The following is an 18,436-nucleotide window of genomic DNA, read 5'->3' as shown; positions in this document are numbered from 1 at the left end:
AGACAGATTAGGATAAATCCAATTTTTTCATGATTAAATCAAGTTTGTCTTCAAGCTTGTCCATTTTATAGTCCAGATCTTCAACAGTTCCTTTTTCAGGTTTTTTAGCAATCAGATGACAATCATACCATGGATCAGAAATCTTATCGGTATTATGTCCTGTTTCAAGGATTGTGAAATTGATATATTTTGCCATTGCTTTCATTCCGTCCTGGTTAAAACGGTAGCAATCATATGGATTTTTGTGAACAGGACCTGTACTTGGAACGATTAGACAGAACAGTCCACCTGGCTTTAATATTCTTTTAATCTGTTCTAATGTAAGCCAGAAGTATTCAATGTGCTCAAATGCCTGGCCAGAAACGACAACATCATAGGTTTCATCATCAATCTCTTTCCAGTCATACGCATTTTCAACAACAATATGAACATTGTTTCCTTTTTTTAAATCAAGGCCCTGATAAGTCCATTTCTTTTCATTTAAAATGAGTCCATAATTGTAATCGCCGTTTCTGTCAAAGGAACCTATGTCCAGTATTTTCAATTCATCGTTTGGATTTAAGTAATTCTCTTTAAAGTATCTCATTTTTCTGTATGAGCTTTGATGCATTTTATCACTCTTTTATTTTAATTCTGTAATGGTTATTTCTTTTTGAATAACTTTTTAAAAGAAAACCTATTGTCCAGTTCATTTTTCAAGTAATTATTTTCATTGATTAAATTCCTGTTTTTGTTTTCTAATTTGGATATTTCAACAGTATTGTTTTTGATTAATTCGTTTTTATTATCAATATTGTTATTTAATTCATCGATAATCTCATATTTATTTTTGATGATGCCAGTCAGCTTTTCCATTGTTTGTTGGTTGTTTTTGGTTTTGATGTTTAAGTCAGTTATGGTTTGTTCTTGATTTTGGATTTTGGTGTTGTTTTCATTAATTTTTTTGTTTAGGTCGGTTATTGTGCTTTCTTTGTCTTTGAGATCATTGTTTAATTCGTTGACTGTTTTTTCTCGGTCTTGGAGTTTATTGTTCAGTTCAGCTATGGTTTTTTCATTATTTGGTATAATGGTCTTTTTAAAATCATTAATGATTTCCTCTTTATTTTTAACATTATCATTTAACTCTTTTATTGTCTTTTCTTTCTCCTGAAGTTTGTTGTTTAATTCACTAATGGTTTTCTTATTTTTTGCGGCATCTTCAGTTAATTTGGCCAATTTATTTTCATTGTTTGAGAAATATTGCTTTATTAAATCAAAATCATTATAACTTTTTGATATAATGACACAATCATAAATAAACCTCTTATCTTCATCTAAAATATTTGGGAATTCCTTTAGTTTCAAGGAAAGGTAATCATTTTTCATCTTATTGAAAAATTCTCGTTTATGCTTTTCTTGAACCTGGTTGTATCTGTCTGTTATCCAAGTAATCTTTAAGTTATACAGCATGTGTTTATATCTGTCAAGTTGATTATGTTTTTCAAAGAGTTTAACTATGTCGTTTACAACTCCAATAATGTCAATGTGGCCAATGTCTCCAGATGCTGTCAGAGATTGATCATACCGTTTTCGAGTGTATAAAAACTCATTTATGAAGTAAATCCTTTCTGCTTTAAAGATAATATCCCAGAAGAATTGATTGTCATGGAACTTTGAATTTTCTCTGAATTTGGCACCTGTACTTTTGATAAATTCTGTGTTGTAGAATTTACACCATGGGCTTACATTAAAGTCAAACAGCAAATCTCCCAAGTCTTTGTATGAAAAAACATTGTCTTTGACTTTATTGTAGATATTTGTCATGTTCTGGTATTCTGTTTCAAAGTAATGATCCTTTTCAACACCGTAGTTGATTGCCTTAAAAACCAGAAAATCAAGATTTTTCTCTTCAGAGATTCTATAAAATTCTTCAAGTGCATTTATGTTTAGAAGATCATCAGCATCCATGCAGAATAGGTATTGACCTGTGATTTTACTTAAACCATAGTTTCTGGCATTTCCGCCTCCTTGGTGTTCGAGGCTATAAACCTTAATCCTTGAGTCATCAAAGCTATTTAAAATTGCCAAAGAATTGTCAGTTGAGCCGTCATCCACACAAATCAGTTCCAAATCATCCAATGTCTGGTTTAAAATGGAATTGACTGAATCATTAAGAAATCTTGAAGCATTATACACTGGCATTACTACGGATACTTTTGGCATATTATCACACTACTTCGCTCTGCATTTGACTACCGTATCTGATAAAAACGGCCAAGGATTTTCTTTAACCACTTCAAATTCATATCCTAAATCCAAATCTGCAATCCATGGAATGATTTCAAAAAAGTCTGTAACTTTATGATAAATACTGATTGTTAAAATAGGTTTTTGACTCTTAATGGTTTCTATGGCGCCTTCGAGCAGTTCCAGTTCAGCTCCTTCAACGTCAACTGTGATGTAACCAACATCTAAGTTATTTTCCTTAACGAATGTATCTAGAGTAGTTTCTTCGACCTTTAGCTCAGTATCATAGTCTCTTGCATGGGGGTTGCTGGTTATTCCCTGAACGTTATCTCCTGAAAGGTATAGTGTCATCTCACCGTTTTTGTTTCCCAGGGATTTCTGCACTGGAATGATATTTTTAATATTATTTGATTGTATGTTCTTTTTTAAAATTTCAACTGATTCTTCAAATGGCTCGAATGCATAAATATTCTTGTTTGTAAATTTGGCTATTGGAATTGAAGTGTCTCCTGTATATGCTCCTGCATCGATAATGTCCTTGTTTTTTATGAATTCCTTATCCTCATCGGTGAATGTGGAGTCCATGAATGCATGTACATTGTAGCGTCCGAGGTATTTGTATCCTGCAATTTCATTTGGGGCTGAGTATTTGAGTCTGAAATCTATAAATTCTTGCTGTTCTTTTAATTCATGGGTAAAATGAATTGATTTCATTTTTATTACATTTACTGCCAAAGCCCTAAGCAGAAGCCATTTGAATGTATTTTTTGATTTTTTATCCAAATGCTTTGTGACTTCCTTGAGTTTGTCTTCAAAGTCCTCACTGAAATAATAATTTATGTAATTCCAATTGCAAAATCCTGCATTGATTCCGTATTGTCTTAAAAATTCGTCTTTTAATGTGATTTCTTTTTCTTCTTTAAGCTCTTTGATTTCCTTTTTAAGCTCTTCAATTTCCTTAACCAATACTTCGTTTTTTTCCTTGTAATAGTTGTAAGAATTACTTTTTGATAGGATTTTTTGTTGAAAACTCATATTATCACAATTTTAAAATAGCATCATAGACTCTTTTACAATTATTTTTGTCTTTATATTTATAAAAATTATCTACTCTGGATTTATATTCATCTTTCATCTGGCAGTCGTTTTTGAGATATTCCTCAACTATTGCGATTAATTCGTCCTGTGTGGAGGTAACTTCGCCAAATCCCATTGTTTTGTATTTGAAATATCCTTCATCGAAATTGTAATCGTTGGCATATTGGTAATAAATTAATGGTTTTTCCATATATGCAAAATCGAATGCAACCGATGAATAATCTGTTATCATCAAATCTGAAGATTTAAACAGCTCCTGATATGTGCTGTTTTCATCTATTTTTACGTACTCGTTTGTGTCAAACAATTCAATGTAGTCATAAACTCTAGGATGGGGCTTAAAGATTATTTTGTAGCCATATTTCTTTGCCATTTCTATTAAATCCTTGTTGTTTATAAGGGAGTTTATCGCTTTGAAATACTCTGAATCCATGATGTATTGGGGAGGGGCATAAAGCAATTTTTTTCTCCATGAAGGCATTATTAGGATTTGTTTTTCAGTTTGTGTTTTTTCTAAATTGTCAAAACGTGGAAAACCTAAAACCTGTATTATTTCCTTTTTATAATTATATCCGTCATCTAAAAAGGATTTTGCTTCATCATCTGAAACTGCAGCGATTAACTTCAAGTTCTTTTCGTATTTGTGAAGCCATGATGATACATTGTCTTTGGTAACTCCATGCTGCAGAAATATTTTATCAGAAGAAATTAAACCAGCATATTGTCCTTCATTTTTGTTGATGAAAGGGTTTAGGATTTCATCATCAGGATGTGATGAGATGATTTTTTCCGCAAACAAATAAATCAATCTTTGCTTTACAGAATCAAATTCTAAAAGGTTCTTTAAGTTACTGAGCCTTTTAAAGTCACCTGATTTCTTGTCAACCGTGAAATATTTTTTAATTCCATCTGATTTGTTTATTGAATATTTGTACAAATGCTCTGCATTGTCATCTGCAGATTCAATCTTGTCCATAAAAAGCCAGATTCTTTTATTTCTGTAAAATGGATATAATAGGACATATAAAATTCTTATGAGTAATGCTGAGTTATAATATTCTTCTCTTCTTTTTAAAATTCGCAAAAGTATTGGAATTTCATTTTTAATCATTTTTAAATATGAGTATTTGGAGATGTGGAATTTATTTTCCCTGAACTTCAAAAAATAATTGCCTGAAATGCTGTAATTGCTCAATGTTGAAAGCCTTGCATAGTATGAAAAATCGTTGGTCAGATTCCAAGTTGAGTTTTCATCGCAGTTTTCACCAATAAATCTGGTAATTATCTCAAATGTTGAATCTTCCTCAATGGGAATTTCCACATCAAAGTTGTATCTGTCTTCAATCGAACAGTTCAGGAAAGTTTTTGCTGTGTTTTGATAATAAACTCTTTTTGCAATAAATGTCTCTTTTTTGGAAGGAGTGGTTTTGACAACTTCAATTTGAATGTCTTCGTCTTTAAAAAATGACATCAGATATCCTGAGATATATAATGTGTTCTTTCTGATTTCGATGATGTCCAGCCAGATTTTGTGAATGTCAAGTTGATCTATTAGTTTATCACTTGAATACATATAAGCTATTTCATCATTGTATACAGAATGGATATTCTGACATGTTACAACTTTGTTTAAATCAACATTAACGTTTGAGTATTTGATGGCCAGCATGTGATTTCGTAAGTTTAATTTATCGTCTCTTAAAGATAATATGATGTTGTCATTTAAATGAGATAATATGTCTTTGATATCTACATAAACTTGTTCGATTTCATCAATTTCCAAAATTTCACTGACATCATTGATTCTAAACATCCACTGAAGATCATAGACAATCAGATATTGGATGAATTCAGGTACTTTATTGTATTTATCCTTTGAAAGCTTAATCAGTTCTTTAAAATAGTTTTTGAGTCTGTTATGGTAGAATTCCTTTTTCAGATAAACTGAATTCAATGTTGATGAGTTGTTTTTCCTTCGTCTGTACCAATATTTGGCATTTTTCACAACACCATAACTTGGATTGTCGATTAGAATCTGATTAATCATTAAAGCATCCTCGGATGAGATGATGTTAGTTGCAAATTCATATTTCGGAAATAAATCTCTTTTAAAAAAACTGGAATTTGCGTGAAGTTGCGGAAAGTCCCAATCATTATTTAAATCGACAACTTTTGTTGTTTCATATTTGTAGTTTAGGGGGTGCTCGCCGTCTTCACCATCAAAGAAAAACATTGGAACTGATGCAAAATTAACTTCAGGGTTATTTTTAAAGAAATTTAAAACCTCTTCAAAAGTATTTGAAGAAAATTTATCATCGCTGTCTAAAAAATTAATGTAATCTCCGGTTGCATGCTTTAGGCCACTGTTACGGGCAACAGCCTGGCCTTGATTTTCTTGATAAGTATAAATTATATTTTCAGGGTATTGGCTGAGATATTTTTTACAGATTTCTTCCGTATTGTCTGTTGAACCGTCATTAACTAAAATAACTTGGATATTTTCTTTAAATGGAATAGTTTGATTTAATAATGATGTAATTGTCTCTTCCAGATATTTCTCACAATTGTAACAGGCTATTACAACAGAAAATGGTTTTTTAATCATTGAAATTTAAACTCCTCAACGATTTATTTTAAACTGAATCTATTTTTTCCAGCTTCTAAAAAAGTGGATTCAAAATATTTTACAATTTCATCCGGTTTTGCAAATTTATTTATATCTGAATCAATATCTTCAAAATCAAGTGTATTATCATCTATTTCGTAAACAAAATTTTCCGAATCATATTGGGAATATTTGATTGTAGTTAGTTCGCTCCAGGGGTGAACGGAATAACCGAGCCAAAATGTATCCTCTTTAGTCAATCTTGCCGGAGAACCAGCAAAAGTGGTGTTTGATGGAACATGTTTATTTGATAAGACCGAGTTTGCACCAATAATGGAACCTGATCCGATATGGGTTCCCTTTAATATCATTGAGCCTTGACCTAGCCATACATGGTCTCCGATGAAAATGCTTTTGGAATAGTTTAATCTTTCTTTAGTTTTTGTGTGATAGATTAGATGGGCATCCGCCACTCTGATTGATATGTTGTATGAAAATATGCAATCTTCTCCGATAATGACATTTTGTGATTCTGATAATATGATTGAGGACATTCCGTTAAAGTAATTGTTTTTACCGATAAAACATGCATTGTTTCCATTAATTGAAATGTTTAATGCATAATCAAAATTATTGCTTGATAAGTATAATACTGAATTGTCTCCATTAAAATCTATTCTTGAGTTCCATAAGACTACATTTTCTTCACAAACTAAAGTATTATTTTTTCCATTAATGTTAATTTGGGAGTTTGTTAGTTTAGGAACTTCACCAATAAATTCATTATTTTCTAGATTTAAAAGTTCATCTCCATTTGTTATTTTCACAGTAACACCTATTTGATTGTAAAACGATGGGTACGTTTATTTCTAACAAATAATTTTTGAATAAATTCTAATCTTGAAGTTGAATCTAAACTTTTTAGAATTTTGTCAATTTTATTCATATCTAATGTTTCTTGATTTATAAATTTATATATGAAAACGTCACTTTTGTAATCTTTTGTTTCTAGAGATGATTCTGCTCGATTATATGCTAAAAAATCGTTAGTATAAAATACATTTTTTCTTTCAATACGAACGGGATTTCCAAAAGCAATTGAGTTAGAAGGAATTCTTGCATTATGGGGAACAAAAGAATTATTTTCAAGTATTGCACCTGAACCTATTTGAGCACCTCTTGAAATATAAGCTAAGTGTCCGATCCAAACATGGTCTCCAATAAACACACTTTTAGCGAAATTTATACGTTGTTTTGTTTGGTTATCATAAATTGGATAAATATCTGCAGTTCTAATATTTACTCCACTAGAAATTGTAACTTCAGCACCAATAATAACGTTCTGATTTTCTTGAATGTTAATGTTAATTGGGGAAGACATATTTCCTTCTCTTCCAATAAAAAATGTAGAATCATTGTAAATAACTAAATTAAATGAATATTTGGAGTTCATTGCAGAAGATAAATAAACTATTGAATTATTTCCATTGAAAGTAAACTTTGCATTGTCTAATTTAACATTTCCTTCACAATATAAAACATTATTATGTCCCTTAAAAGTTATTTGAGATTTGTTCATCTCAAGATTACCTGTAACTCTATTTTTTTCTAAGTTTTCAACATCTTTTGGTGATTTAACAGTTTCCATTATATCTCCGTTATCCTTTTTTTATCTAAACTGAATATTAGCTAATTGAGCATTACTTGCATTTTCAGCATCTTTTAAATAATGGTCGCATACAACATTTACTTCTCCGATTTCTCTTACACAGCCATTATCAATCCAAATAGCTTTGTCACATAATTCTCTAACTTGAGGTATGGAGTGTGAAACAAATAAAACTGTAGTTCCCCCTCCCATTAATGATTTAATTTTATCTCTACTTTTTTTAGAGAAATTAACATCCCCTACTCCTAAAATTTCATCAATAATTAAAATATCTGGATTGACCGCAGTAGCAATTGAAAAACCTAGTTTAGCTAGCATACCTGAAGAATAATTTTTAATAGGGATGTCAATAAAATCCCCAAGCTCTGAAAATTCAATAATTTCATCAATTTTTGTTTCTAAAAATTCTTTACTGTATCCCAAAACTGCACCATTTAAAATAATATTCTTTCGACCAGAGTAATTATGATCAAAACCCGCACCTAATGTGAGTAAAGGAGATATTCTGCCATTTGTTTTAACGCTACCTTTGTCTGGAGGGTAAATTCCCGTAATAACATTTAATAATGTTGATTTGCCTGCTCCATTATATCCTATTATGCCAACTTTTTCTCCTTTATAAATCTTAAATGAAATATTATTTAATGCATGTATTTTGAATGTTTTAATGTTATCTCTTTTAATTGTTCGGATAAAAGTTTCTTTTATAGTATCTACTTTTTCATTATCTACTTCAAAAGTTAAATCCACATTTTTTAATTCAATTGAAACTTGTTGATTATAATCAGGTATTAATTCTGCCATAATTGAATCAACATTTTTAGGGCTTTTGTCTTGTTGAGGATTTTCTTTTGTAGTGTTTTTTAATGTTTCAGGTGTTTTTTTAATAATTTTATTGTTGGATTTTCTAAGAGTTTTATTAGATTTTTCATTGTCCTGTTTTTTTTCTAATTTTAATAAAACATTTTCAGCTTCTTCCTCTGTAATATCATATTTGTCCATTAATTTTTTTTTAACCAACTCTTTTTGTTGAGGATTTAGTTTAGTAGTGTGTTTTTTTGATGTTATATGATTATTTTTCATTTAAAACCCTCATTCTATAATTTCATTGTAACTTTATTTTCATATTTTTTAAATATTATTATTCCCATAACTAAAATAATTAAAGAGAAAATTAATAAATTTAAAATATATATTGTGCTTGGAATAGTTCCTAACATTACAAAACTTCTAAATTGATCTATGGCCCAAAATATGGGATTTAAAATCATATATTGATGAAATGGTTCTGGGATGATGTCCATAGGATAAAAAATTGCTGATGCATACATTCCCATTTGTGTCACGACACCCCATAAGTGTTGTACGTCGCTATAATAAACACTACATATAGATAATATAAGCCCCATTCCTAAAATCATAATTGCCAATGAAATAAGGGGGATAATTGATAAAATAATTTTATCAAAATAAAATGGTGCATGAGTTACAAGCATCACACCAAATAGTATAATTAATGTAATAAATAAATTTATAACTTCTGAAAGTACGCCTCCAATAACAAAAACACTTTTTGAAGCAGATGTGGTTTTTAAAATAAATTTATTTGATCTTATTGCATATAATCCGCTGTTACTTCCCAAATTAAAAAAATCGTATAAACATTTACCTGATAAAATGTAAACGGGGTAGTTATCAATAGACCTCTTAAATAATGTTGAGAAAATAATTGTCATAATAATCATTATTAATAAGGGTTTAATAACACTCCAAAGAATGCCTAAAACGGAACCTTTATATTTTGAAGCAAAATTCTTTTTTATAATCTCTTCCAATAAAAACAAATAATTTTTATTAATATTCATAAAAAATCACATTTTCCCCTTTGAAATTAATAATTTATCTTTTTTCTTTAAAACCAATATTTTAACAATTAATATATATGTATCATGTATTATATATAAATTATGATTTATACACCTTGTTGAAATCCTTTTTTAAATTTTTGTTGATTGATCAATATTATAAACTAATGTTTTTAGTCTTGTTTCTTTGTTTTGTAATCGTGTACTTTTACTTTTATTTATTCCAGAGTATTTGCGTTTTATTACACTAAATACACTTTCTACATTGTTTCTTCTTGAATATATTTCTTTTTTGAATGTTTTTATACTTAATCTCCTGTACCATCCGTGTTTGAAGTTGGATCGTAATGGTATTTGGTCTGATGCTTTTATTTCTTCATTTATGCATGTTCTTATTGCATTTGAATCGTATGCTTTGTCTGCTATTATGAATTGTGGATTGTATTTTTTTAGACTTCTTATTGATGCTATTGCGAATTTTGTATCGTGTCTTGGTCCTTTTACTGCTTGTGAGTAGAGTATTATTCTTGAATCAACATCAACTGCAATATGGCATTTGGTGAAGTTTTTTACGTCATGGCTGTGTATTTTTGAGTAATATTTGTCAGCATAGTCGCTTGTGAATCCACTACCATCAAGAGCAACTAATTCCGGTTGTATTTTTAAATGTACAATTATTTGTTTGGTTATTCGTTCAAACATGTCAGTTGGCATCCTTTTGAAGAATTTTTGAAGAGTAGAGTAATCTGGAGCCCTTTTAATCTTCAAATATTTCTTCAATCTATCTGAAAAGCTAATAAATTCAACAATTTGCCTATAAGTTAAATTTAAATAAGTTTTCAATGCAATAATTGAGAATAATGCCGGTTGTGAGTACAGTTTCTTTGAATATTTGCTTGAATATAAATTTAGAGACATTCTAGCATAACTATATGAATGTTCAATAAATTTAATCAAGTTATTTGAATTAATCTCAATTTTACTGTCTTTTTCAAATTTTTTGAAAAATTTTTTTGTTTGTTTTTTAAAGCCAAAATCCAAAAGGTTTTTATGCTTTGAAAACCTAACTATGATTGGAGAATGTTTGTTTTTACTGTTCATATATATAAATATTCTCCATTTTAATATATATAATTTATTATATCTTATTTTTTAAAATAACTAAGTATTATTTCAATTGTAATAAAATAAATTAAATATACTAGACAAATCTAAAAAATACTAATTTTCCATTAAAAAATCAAGTCGATGTGAAATTTCAAGTGAAAAAATCTTTAGGATTTCAACATTGCCGATTTATATTACATAAATTGGCTTTGTAGAAATCCTCATTTTTATTGAATTTGGGTTGATCTGTAAATGTTGTAGATTGTATTTTTGAGTTTTGTTTCTTTGTTTGATAATTGTAGACTCCTTCTTCTGTTTGTTACATTGAATATTCTTTTTATTATGCTAAATATTGATTCTACATTGTTTCTTCTTGAGTAGACTTCTTGTTGAATTTGTTTTTGCTTTTTAATCGATAATGTCCTGTTTTTGCTCTGGTTTTTAGTGGTATTTGGTCTTGTGCTTTTGCTTCTTCGTTTATGCATTTTCTGATGGGTTCTGTGTCGTATGCTCTGTCTGCTAGGATGTATTTTGGATTATATTTCTTTATATTTCTTATTGCTGCAATTGCGAATCGTGTATCGAATCTTGGACCTCTTTGGGCTGCGAAATGAAGTATTAATCTGCTTTCTACATCGATTGAAATATGGTTTTTTACGTAGCTTTTTCTTTCTTTTCGTCTGATTATTGCGTAATATTTCTCTGCGTAGTCGTTGGTGAATCCACTTCCATCCAAATTAATTATTTCACCATTGATTTGATGATTTAATAATATTTGCTTGTTTAATTCTTGTAATATTGATGTTGGGAGTCTTTGAAAGAATTTTTGGAGTGTTGTGTAATGTGGAACCTTTTTTAAGTGCAAATATTTTTGTATTTTATCAGATAACTCTAATAAATCAGTTATTTGTCTGTATGTGCTTCTGGTGTAGATTTTTACTGCTAAAAGTGTGAACAATACAGGTTGTGTGAAGTCATGCTTTGAAAAATGGCTTGAATACTTATTTAACACAATTTTTGAGTATTTAAATACATATTTAATGAATTTAAATAGTTTATTTGGCTTAATATTCTTATTAATTTCTTTAATTTTTTTAACTGCTGGTTTTTCAAAACTAAAATCCGAAAGATTTAATTGCTTTGAAAACAAACTATTAACTGGAGAATAGGTATTTTCTAGGTTCATATTGATTTTTATTCTCCATTTTACTATATATAATTATATATTGCTTATTTTTTCTAATCGATGTGAAATTTCAACTGTAAATGTGACTACAGAATAATCAGATTATTTCAAAAGATTTTAAGTAAAAATAGAAATAAAAATAGATTTTTTAAAAATTTTTGCAAAAATCAAATATGATTTCTACAAAGCCCCTTTTTAGGGAAGTACATTTTTTCCATAGAATATCATGAATTAATGCATTTTTATTTCAAATTCATTCACTGTCATATATTCAGTAATAAGGGTCATTTTTCTTTTAAATGAATTTATTACTTCTTCTGGAGATTTAATGTATAATAATCCTTCTTTATAAGATTTTTCTATTGCATCAACAGTAAATTTCGCTGAATTTCCCTGTCCGTATGGGTTTAGAGCATTTTTCATTTTATCTGCAAATTCTTTATCAGATAATATTTTTTTTGCATTATATAAAATTGCTTCTTTATCTGGTCCTACAAGTATGTTTCCTCCAGTAGTAACTGTTTCTGGCCTTTCAGTATTGTATCTTAAAGTTAATGCTGGGATATTGAGGGTGATTGCTTCTTCTTGGAGTTCTCAGGAGTCTGTTAAAATAAGTGTTGATTTGAGGTTAATAATAAAAAATCTAGGTATCCAATGGGTTTTACAATGTGAACATGGTCTAAATTGTTCAATTCATCAAATAGATTGAATTTTTCTAAGGTATGTTTTGTTCTTGGGTGAATTGGGAATATAATATTCGTGTCAGTTAATTCTTTTAATGCATCAATAATGTTTATTACTCTTTCGTTCACATCAACATTTTCTGCTCTGTGCATTGTTAAAGTAATGATATTTTCCATGTTATCAATACCTAAATTTCGAAGAGATTCATCTTCAAAGCCACGTTTTTGAGCAATGTTAAGTGTCTAAAACAAGCATCCACCACGGTATTCCCAGTTATAAACATGTTTTTTCTTGAAAACCCTTCAGCTAAAAGATTAATTGCTGATTCCTCTGTTGGAATGAAATACATTGTTGATGAAACATCTGCTACTCTACGATTTATTTCTTCAGGCATTGTCATGTCAAATGATCTTAATCCTGCTTCAACATGTCCAATTGCAATATGTAATTTAGAAGCTACAAGGGATCCTGCTAAAACTGCATTAGTTTCTCCTTGAACAAGAACAATATCTGGTTTTTCATCTAGTAATATTTCTTCAATGCCTTTCATCATTAAACCAGTTTGTTTTCCATGAGTTCCAGACCCTACATGAATATTATAATCCGGAATTGGAATATTTAAGTCTCTAAAAAAGTTATCCGACATTTCCTTATCATAATGTTGGCCAGTGTGTAAAATAATCTGATTAATACCTCGACGAGAAATTTCATCAATGATTGGGGCCATCTTAATAATTTCAGGTCTCGTTCCTAATATTGTTGCTATTTTCATATTAATCCCTAGTTTAAATAGATTTTTGTAAATTATTATTTGAAACTTCTTAGATATTTATAAAAAGGTTATTTAGTGCAAATATAAATAGTTTCCCAGCCTAATTTATAAAATTCCTGAACGTCCTCTGATTTTATTAGATTTTCTTTACGCACTTCTTCAACATTGAAACCAACTGTTTCCAATCGATTTTTAAAATCTAATCCATATTTTCGCATATGATTTTTTTGACCATAGAATTTTAATCTTAATTCAGGAGTGTTATATTCTTTTTTTTCTAATGTTTTTGGTATATTATAAAGAGGAACAATCACAATACACACCCCGTCCTTTTTAAGAATCCTATAAAGTTCAGACATAGCAGTAAAATCATTATTAACACGTGCTAAAACATTGTAATTGTAAATTATATCAAAGGTCTCATCAGCATATTGAATATTTTCCATATCTACTTTATCTCTAAGGTTCATGTTTGCATATAGATTAGGATTAATATCTACGGGATAATAGTCTATATTATTCATAGCACTGAATATATTATAAAAAGTCAATTCTGGAGCAAAATGTAATAATTTAATTTGAGGTTTATTTAATAGTTCATTAAATCTGCTTCTAATTAAAATATAACTTAATCTATGTCTTTCAAGAGATTTACAATGTGGGCATTGAGCATTCTTTCTTGAGGGTTTGCCAAAATCTTTAAAAGTAGAAATAGTATTGCATATTGGACAATAATTTAAATTTTCAAATTCAAACTCATTAATTAAATACTGTGTTAATAATTGTGTGTTGTCATCAAAGAGGCTGATTTTAGATTGAGGGTCTTGTATTTCATTTTTTAATTTTTCATTAATTTCAACTGTATCTTCTGGATTTATATTATTTTTTTTAATAACAGTTAATTTGTATTTTAGATTTTGATTTTCTTGTTGTAAATCCTCCAACAAGTTCGATAAGTTATTATCATGTTGAATTTCATCATTTTCAATTGAAATGATTTTTTTTAAGGTGTTTAAAGTTGAAAGATAATCTTGTGCCCAATGGCCTTTATTTTTTCCATCGATACGTATCTTAATATTATTCTGCATATCATTATAAGGCAGTTTGTTTAATCTATTAAAAAAAGGAACATAATTATATTCAAAATCTCTTTCTACACTACAATCTAAAATTAAATATAATTTTGGAATATAATTCATTTTATTAAATAATGTTATAGCATCAACTCGATATCCATATTTATCTAAAATTTCTTCATTAGTCATATCTGGGAAAATATTTTTTTTTAGTAAATTCCAATGCTGATAACCATAATCTCGAAGATTTAATTGAGGAATTTCTGCAATTCCAATAGATTCTTTAAGTAATGTGGATAATAATATTGATGTAAAACCTCCTGCTGAACTTCCTATAAAAATCATTTGATTTTGGTTAATAGAAATTTTTTCACTAATTTTTTTAATAATTATTGAAATATCTTCAAGAAACCATTGTTCTTTAGTACCAACGCCCCATCCAGTTGTAAGTTCGGGATAAACATAAGTGGTGGGGTCATTATAATACAAAGTTGATTCGTTAAATTTCCAAGTCCATCTGTTAAACCAGGGTCTTTTTTTATCAACCTCGGTTTGTTTTGTTCTAGCACCTGATCCTAAAATTAACAGTCGATTAGAATCTTTTATAGTTAATAAGAATTCAAAATATGTTCCATTATATTTAATTTTTAACCCAATTTGTTCATTTTTTGGAAATATTATATTGTCAAGTTCATTGAATTCACAAGTAATAATTTTATCAACAAGTTTATCCATTCAATCTCCTCCTCAAAATATCATTTATTAACTATTTAACTTATTTTTGATTTCATGTTCATTATTTAAATTTAATGTTTTGATTCAATTAACTTTAATACAATATCATCAGTATTGTTTTCTGCATCCCAAGTTGAAATAGCAATTACTTTATCCTTGTCAACAAACCAATAATGATTAACACGAGAATTATTTAAAAGAGTTGATTTATAAATTGGCACGTCTCCAACTGTAAAATTTTTAAATATTGCAGTATAATTTCTATCATTTGCGGATTGATTATATTCATTTATATATTTTATAATATCATTATTATTAGCTGCACTTATGGATAATGAATTATTTCCATTTGTAATATTTATATTTCCAAATTCGTTCACATTACTTTTAGCATAACCATCAGGTAGTGTGAATATTGTATTTCCAACTTTAATTTCATTTTCTCTTAAAGGCATATTATTAAAAACACATAATGCAATTAATGAGATAATTATTACTAAAATTAGTATTTTTATATATTTGTTCATTTAGATACCTCCTTTTACTTAAATTATTTTATCATTAAATTTTATTTTCGTTGAGTATTCTCTCCATAATTAAAGGATATTTTTCTATTAATTTATTTATTTGTGAATCATTTTTATGTTTATTTTCGGAATATAATGTTTTTTCATTAAATAGATTTAAATCTCTTGCAGGATTAATATATGTTAATTCTTTTAATTGTTGGGGGATTGGGTAAATTTTGGTATTATTTAAAACAGCCATGCCCCAAATCCATATATCATCTCCAGTAGGACAAATATTAGAAAATTCTCTTTTTTTAAGTATTGTTTCATCGAATGAATTTGGTGGAAATAGACTTCCCGCACCATTTGTGGGGAAATTTAAAAATGAGGGTTCCATATCATTATCTATTAACTTCCAATTATTATAACTTTTCAATGTACCATTATTATTAACTAAAATTCTTCTAGATCTTGATGAAATTATGCAGTTTGGATGTTTTTTATATCCATAATATATATTTCTCAACCAGTCTTTTGGATAAAATATATCATCATCAGCAGTTACAATAAAATCATTTTCATATTCCTTTAAAGATGGAATCAATTTTTTATAAGAATAAATATTATCACACCATCTAATACTTAATCCATATTTTTTTAGGTTCAATACTTTATTAGGTATGTCTTTTTCTTTATTAGGGAATTGCTCATAAGATAACCATAATATGATTTCATCTGGTTTGAATGTTTGTTTTAGTAAGGAGTATAAACTATAATGGATGTCATGCATTCTATCTGGAAATGATGTTAATGAAACAATAATTTTTTCGTTTCGTTTTTTTAATCTAAGTCCTGATTCGTTAATATTATTTATTTTATCATTTAATTCAATTTTATTCACATGTTTTAATAACGGAACGCTAGGATTTATTTGAATTTCATTTCTCTCAAAACCATAATTGATAAAATAAATTAATGGATTTAAATGACTTTGTTCTGAAGGGGTTATTGAATTTTGATAATAATTGGTGTTAAATTTTTTACTAGGATTTTTACCTTCTAAATATCCCCGAAATACATAATGGAAAAAAGGGTCCAAAGTATTATCATAACTATCAAACTGGTTTAAATAATAAGTTTCATTAAATAAATTCCATTTTTTAGTTTTTTCAATAATGTCTCTATTAATTAATTCTTGTTCATCTAATAGATTTACCAAATCTGTTTTTAAAAGTTGCAACTCCTTTGAATATTTTATAATTATTTTATTATTGGAATAATTAGCAACATATGAGTTTAATCTAAGTTTCTTAGAAAAATTTTCATTTAATTTTGAACCTATACTCAAGTTTTTTTCAAATAGGTGATTCTCATATTTAATATAAAATTTTATTTCATTGTTTTCTTGTAAGTTAATTTCAACTTCAAAATGCTGTCTTGGACAAACTTTTTTTCCAAGTGCATAAATATCTTCACCGGATATTTTTTTGACAGTTAATGTTTTGTCATTATTAGTAACATGTATAGAAACATCTTCAAAACTTGATTCAAAGAATCCTGATATGTATAATGTATTATTCAATAAATTTATTTTGTTTAAAGTTATTTTCCTAAAGTTAATATTGTCTATAACTTTCCCGTTCAAATCTAAACTTAAATTATTTGAACTAGCAATGATTTTAAAATTATTACTGTCATATTTTAATTTTAAAACAAAGCATTTGTAACAGTTATTTAAATATTTTTGAGATAATATGATATCATCGTCAATAAATTGCAATATTTCATGTAAGAGTGAATGATATTCCTGAAATTCCTGTTCATTTAATATATTAAGGTCACGAATATTTAGCACCCATTGGAAATCAAACATTAATGTATATTGAATATAACGATGAACATATCCAAATTTATCAATTGAATGATTAATTAACTCTATAAAGTAATTTTCAAGATAGGGGATATAGTACTCTTTAGTTCTTTTTTTTGTATCAACAGTTGAAGTTTCTTCAAAACGTTTACGATATAAATACCTTGTAGAATTAACAACTCCATATTTCATTTTATGGAGTATGGTTTTATTAACTAATAGGGCATCTTCAGATATAACCAGCTTTGGTTCAAATCTATCTGTAAGGGCAGATGTTCTTATAAATGTTGCAGGTATTGAAAATTGGGGGCAATCAAATTCTTTATTGATGTCTATAACTCGAGTTTTATCAAATCTATAATGGGAAGGTAATGGGCCTTCTGATGCTCCAAATTTCCATCTAGGTATGGCTATAACATCTACTTCTTCACCATGTTGTTGAATAAATTTATAAACTTCTTCAAATGCATTGAGTTCTAATTTATCATCACTATCTAAAAAATTTACATATTGTCCTTTAACTAATTTTAAACCATTATTTCGAGCAATACTTTGACCAGTATTTTCTTGATAATGGTAAATGATATTATCATATTTTTCACTATATTTTTTACAAATTTCACCAGTATTATCAGTACTGCCATCATCCATAATAATAAACTGAATTTTATCAAATTCAAAAGTTTGATTAATTATACTGTTAATTGCTTCTTCAACATATTCTTCGGTGTTATATGTGGCCATAACAATTGAAAATATATATGAATCAGTTTCCATTTAAAAACCTCTTAAATATTCCGGTATTTTTCTTCTTTTTAAATTTATTTTTATTTAAAAATTTATTCATATCTTTTAAACGTGAAATTTGAAGTGTATTCTTTTGATTAATTTCTTTTAGTTTTTGATTTTCTGATTTTAATGTGGAAAGTTGGGAGTTTAGTTGGTTATTATTTGATTTTATTGAGTCATTTTCTGATAATAGTTTTTGATTTTCTGATTTTAATGTGGAAAGTTGGGAGTTTAGTTGGTTATTA

At 28.0% G+C, this 18,436-nt stretch carries 14 protein-coding genes and 1 pseudogene; all 15 read right to left on the bottom strand.

All coding sequences use genetic code 11. From position 1 onward, the window contains the following. Positions 1–7: 7 nt before the first annotated feature. The gene (locus tag Q0W04_RS07560) at positions 8–610 is read right to left on the bottom strand and encodes a class I SAM-dependent methyltransferase (protein WP_292812814.1); all 603 of its coding nucleotides are present in this window, start codon (positions 608–610) and stop codon (positions 8–10) included. Positions 611–642: 32 nt separating this feature from the next. Further along, positions 643–2,202, bottom strand: a complete 1,560-nt coding sequence (locus Q0W04_RS07555; RefSeq protein WP_298501576.1) for a glycosyltransferase — start codon at positions 2,200–2,202, stop codon at positions 643–645. Between the two features lie 9 nt (positions 2,203–2,211). Continuing rightward, positions 2,212–3,261: an FkbM family methyltransferase gene (locus Q0W04_RS07550; RefSeq protein WP_298501574.1), complete on the bottom strand. Its 1,050-nt coding sequence runs from the start codon at positions 3,259–3,261 to the stop codon at positions 2,212–2,214. A gap of 4 nt (positions 3,262–3,265) precedes the next feature. Next, positions 3,266–5,929: a CDP-glycerol glycerophosphotransferase family protein gene (locus Q0W04_RS07545; protein WP_298501572.1), complete on the bottom strand. Its 2,664-nt coding sequence runs from the start codon at positions 5,927–5,929 to the stop codon at positions 3,266–3,268. Positions 5,930–5,952: 23 nt separating this feature from the next. Next, positions 5,953–6,756, bottom strand: a complete 804-nt coding sequence (locus Q0W04_RS07540; RefSeq protein ID WP_298501570.1) for a hypothetical protein — start codon at positions 6,754–6,756, stop codon at positions 5,953–5,955. A gap of 8 nt (positions 6,757–6,764) precedes the next feature. After that, entirely contained in the window at positions 6,765–7,577 is an 813-nt protein-coding gene (locus tag Q0W04_RS07535) for an acetyltransferase (RefSeq protein ID WP_298501568.1), read from the bottom strand. Between the two features lie 21 nt (positions 7,578–7,598). Beyond that, complete coding sequence (locus Q0W04_RS07530) at positions 7,599–8,681, bottom strand: ABC transporter ATP-binding protein (protein ID WP_298501566.1); 1,083 nt, start codon at positions 8,679–8,681, stop codon at positions 7,599–7,601. Between the two features lie 14 nt (positions 8,682–8,695). Then, positions 8,696–9,463, bottom strand: coding sequence for an ABC transporter permease (locus Q0W04_RS07525; protein ID WP_298501564.1), 768 nt, complete (start codon positions 9,461–9,463; stop codon positions 8,696–8,698). 132 nt (positions 9,464–9,595) lie between these two features. Continuing rightward, the gene (locus Q0W04_RS07520; RefSeq protein WP_298501562.1) at positions 9,596–10,564 is read right to left on the bottom strand and encodes an IS5 family transposase; all 969 of its coding nucleotides are present in this window, start codon (positions 10,562–10,564) and stop codon (positions 9,596–9,598) included. A 364-nt stretch (positions 10,565–10,928) separates the two neighbouring features. Continuing rightward, positions 10,929–11,756 (bottom strand): transposase, encoded by an 828-nt coding sequence (locus Q0W04_RS07515; RefSeq protein WP_298501560.1) that lies wholly within the window; start codon positions 11,754–11,756, stop codon positions 10,929–10,931. A 234-nt stretch (positions 11,757–11,990) separates the two neighbouring features. Next, a pseudogene (gene wecB, locus Q0W04_RS10590) lies at positions 11,991–13,212 on the bottom strand (UDP-N-acetylglucosamine 2-epimerase (non-hydrolyzing)); the annotation flags it as partial. Between the two features lie 68 nt (positions 13,213–13,280). Beyond that, the gene (locus Q0W04_RS07495) at positions 13,281–15,023 is read right to left on the bottom strand and encodes a class I SAM-dependent methyltransferase (RefSeq protein WP_298501554.1); all 1,743 of its coding nucleotides are present in this window, start codon (positions 15,021–15,023) and stop codon (positions 13,281–13,283) included. A 71-nt stretch (positions 15,024–15,094) separates the two neighbouring features. Beyond that, positions 15,095–15,550, bottom strand: a complete 456-nt coding sequence (locus Q0W04_RS07490) for a hypothetical protein (protein ID WP_298501552.1) — start codon at positions 15,548–15,550, stop codon at positions 15,095–15,097. A gap of 34 nt (positions 15,551–15,584) precedes the next feature. After that, a complete protein-coding gene (locus tag Q0W04_RS07485) occupies positions 15,585–18,179 on the bottom strand; it encodes a glycosyltransferase family 2 protein (RefSeq protein ID WP_298501550.1) in 2,595 nt (864 codons plus the stop codon). Beyond that, positions 18,169–18,436, bottom strand: a 268-nt coding sequence (locus tag Q0W04_RS07480) for a hypothetical protein (protein ID WP_298501548.1), incomplete at its 5' end; no start/stop codon positions are given. The genes Q0W04_RS07485 and Q0W04_RS07480, both read right to left, overlap by 11 nt.

It is taken from the genome of uncultured Methanobrevibacter sp., assembly GCF_947170395.1.
Lineage (GTDB): Archaea > Methanobacteriota > Methanobacteria > Methanobacteriales > Methanobacteriaceae > Methanocatella.
Note: the sequence above shows the minus strand (reverse complement) of the source record. Positions and strands in the feature narration are given on the sequence as shown.

Excerpts from the sequence above, each read along its gene's own strand:
- Q0W04_RS07560 (WP_292812814.1), bottom strand. The coding sequence starts at position 610 with ATGCATCAAAGCTCATACAGAAAAATGAGATACTTTAAAGAGAATTAC.
- Q0W04_RS07555 (WP_298501576.1), bottom strand. The coding sequence starts at position 2,202 with ATGCCAAAAGTATCCGTAGTAATGCCAGTGTATAATGCTTCAAGATTT.
- Q0W04_RS07550 (WP_298501574.1), bottom strand. The coding sequence starts at position 3,261 with ATGAGTTTTCAACAAAAAATCCTATCAAAAAGTAATTCTTACAACTAT.
- Q0W04_RS07545 (WP_298501572.1), bottom strand. The coding sequence starts at position 5,929 with ATGATTAAAAAACCATTTTCTGTTGTAATAGCCTGTTACAATTGTGAG.
- Q0W04_RS07535 (WP_298501568.1), bottom strand. The coding sequence starts at position 7,577 with ATGGAAACTGTTAAATCACCAAAAGATGTTGAAAACTTAGAAAAAAAT.
- Q0W04_RS07530 (WP_298501566.1), bottom strand. The coding sequence starts at position 8,681 with ATGAAAAATAATCATATAACATCAAAAAAACACACTACTAAACTAAAT.
- Q0W04_RS07525 (WP_298501564.1), bottom strand. The coding sequence starts at position 9,463 with ATGAATATTAATAAAAATTATTTGTTTTTATTGGAAGAGATTATAAAA.
- Q0W04_RS07520 (WP_298501562.1), bottom strand. The coding sequence starts at position 10,564 with ATGAACAGTAAAAACAAACATTCTCCAATCATAGTTAGGTTTTCAAAG.
- Q0W04_RS07515 (WP_298501560.1), bottom strand. The coding sequence starts at position 11,756 with ATGAACCTAGAAAATACCTATTCTCCAGTTAATAGTTTGTTTTCAAAG.
- Q0W04_RS07495 (WP_298501554.1), bottom strand. The coding sequence starts at position 15,023 with ATGGATAAACTTGTTGATAAAATTATTACTTGTGAATTCAATGAACTT.
- Q0W04_RS07490 (WP_298501552.1), bottom strand. The coding sequence starts at position 15,550 with ATGAACAAATATATAAAAATACTAATTTTAGTAATAATTATCTCATTA.
- Q0W04_RS07485 (WP_298501550.1), bottom strand. The coding sequence starts at position 18,179 with ATGGAAACTGATTCATATATATTTTCAATTGTTATGGCCACATATAAC.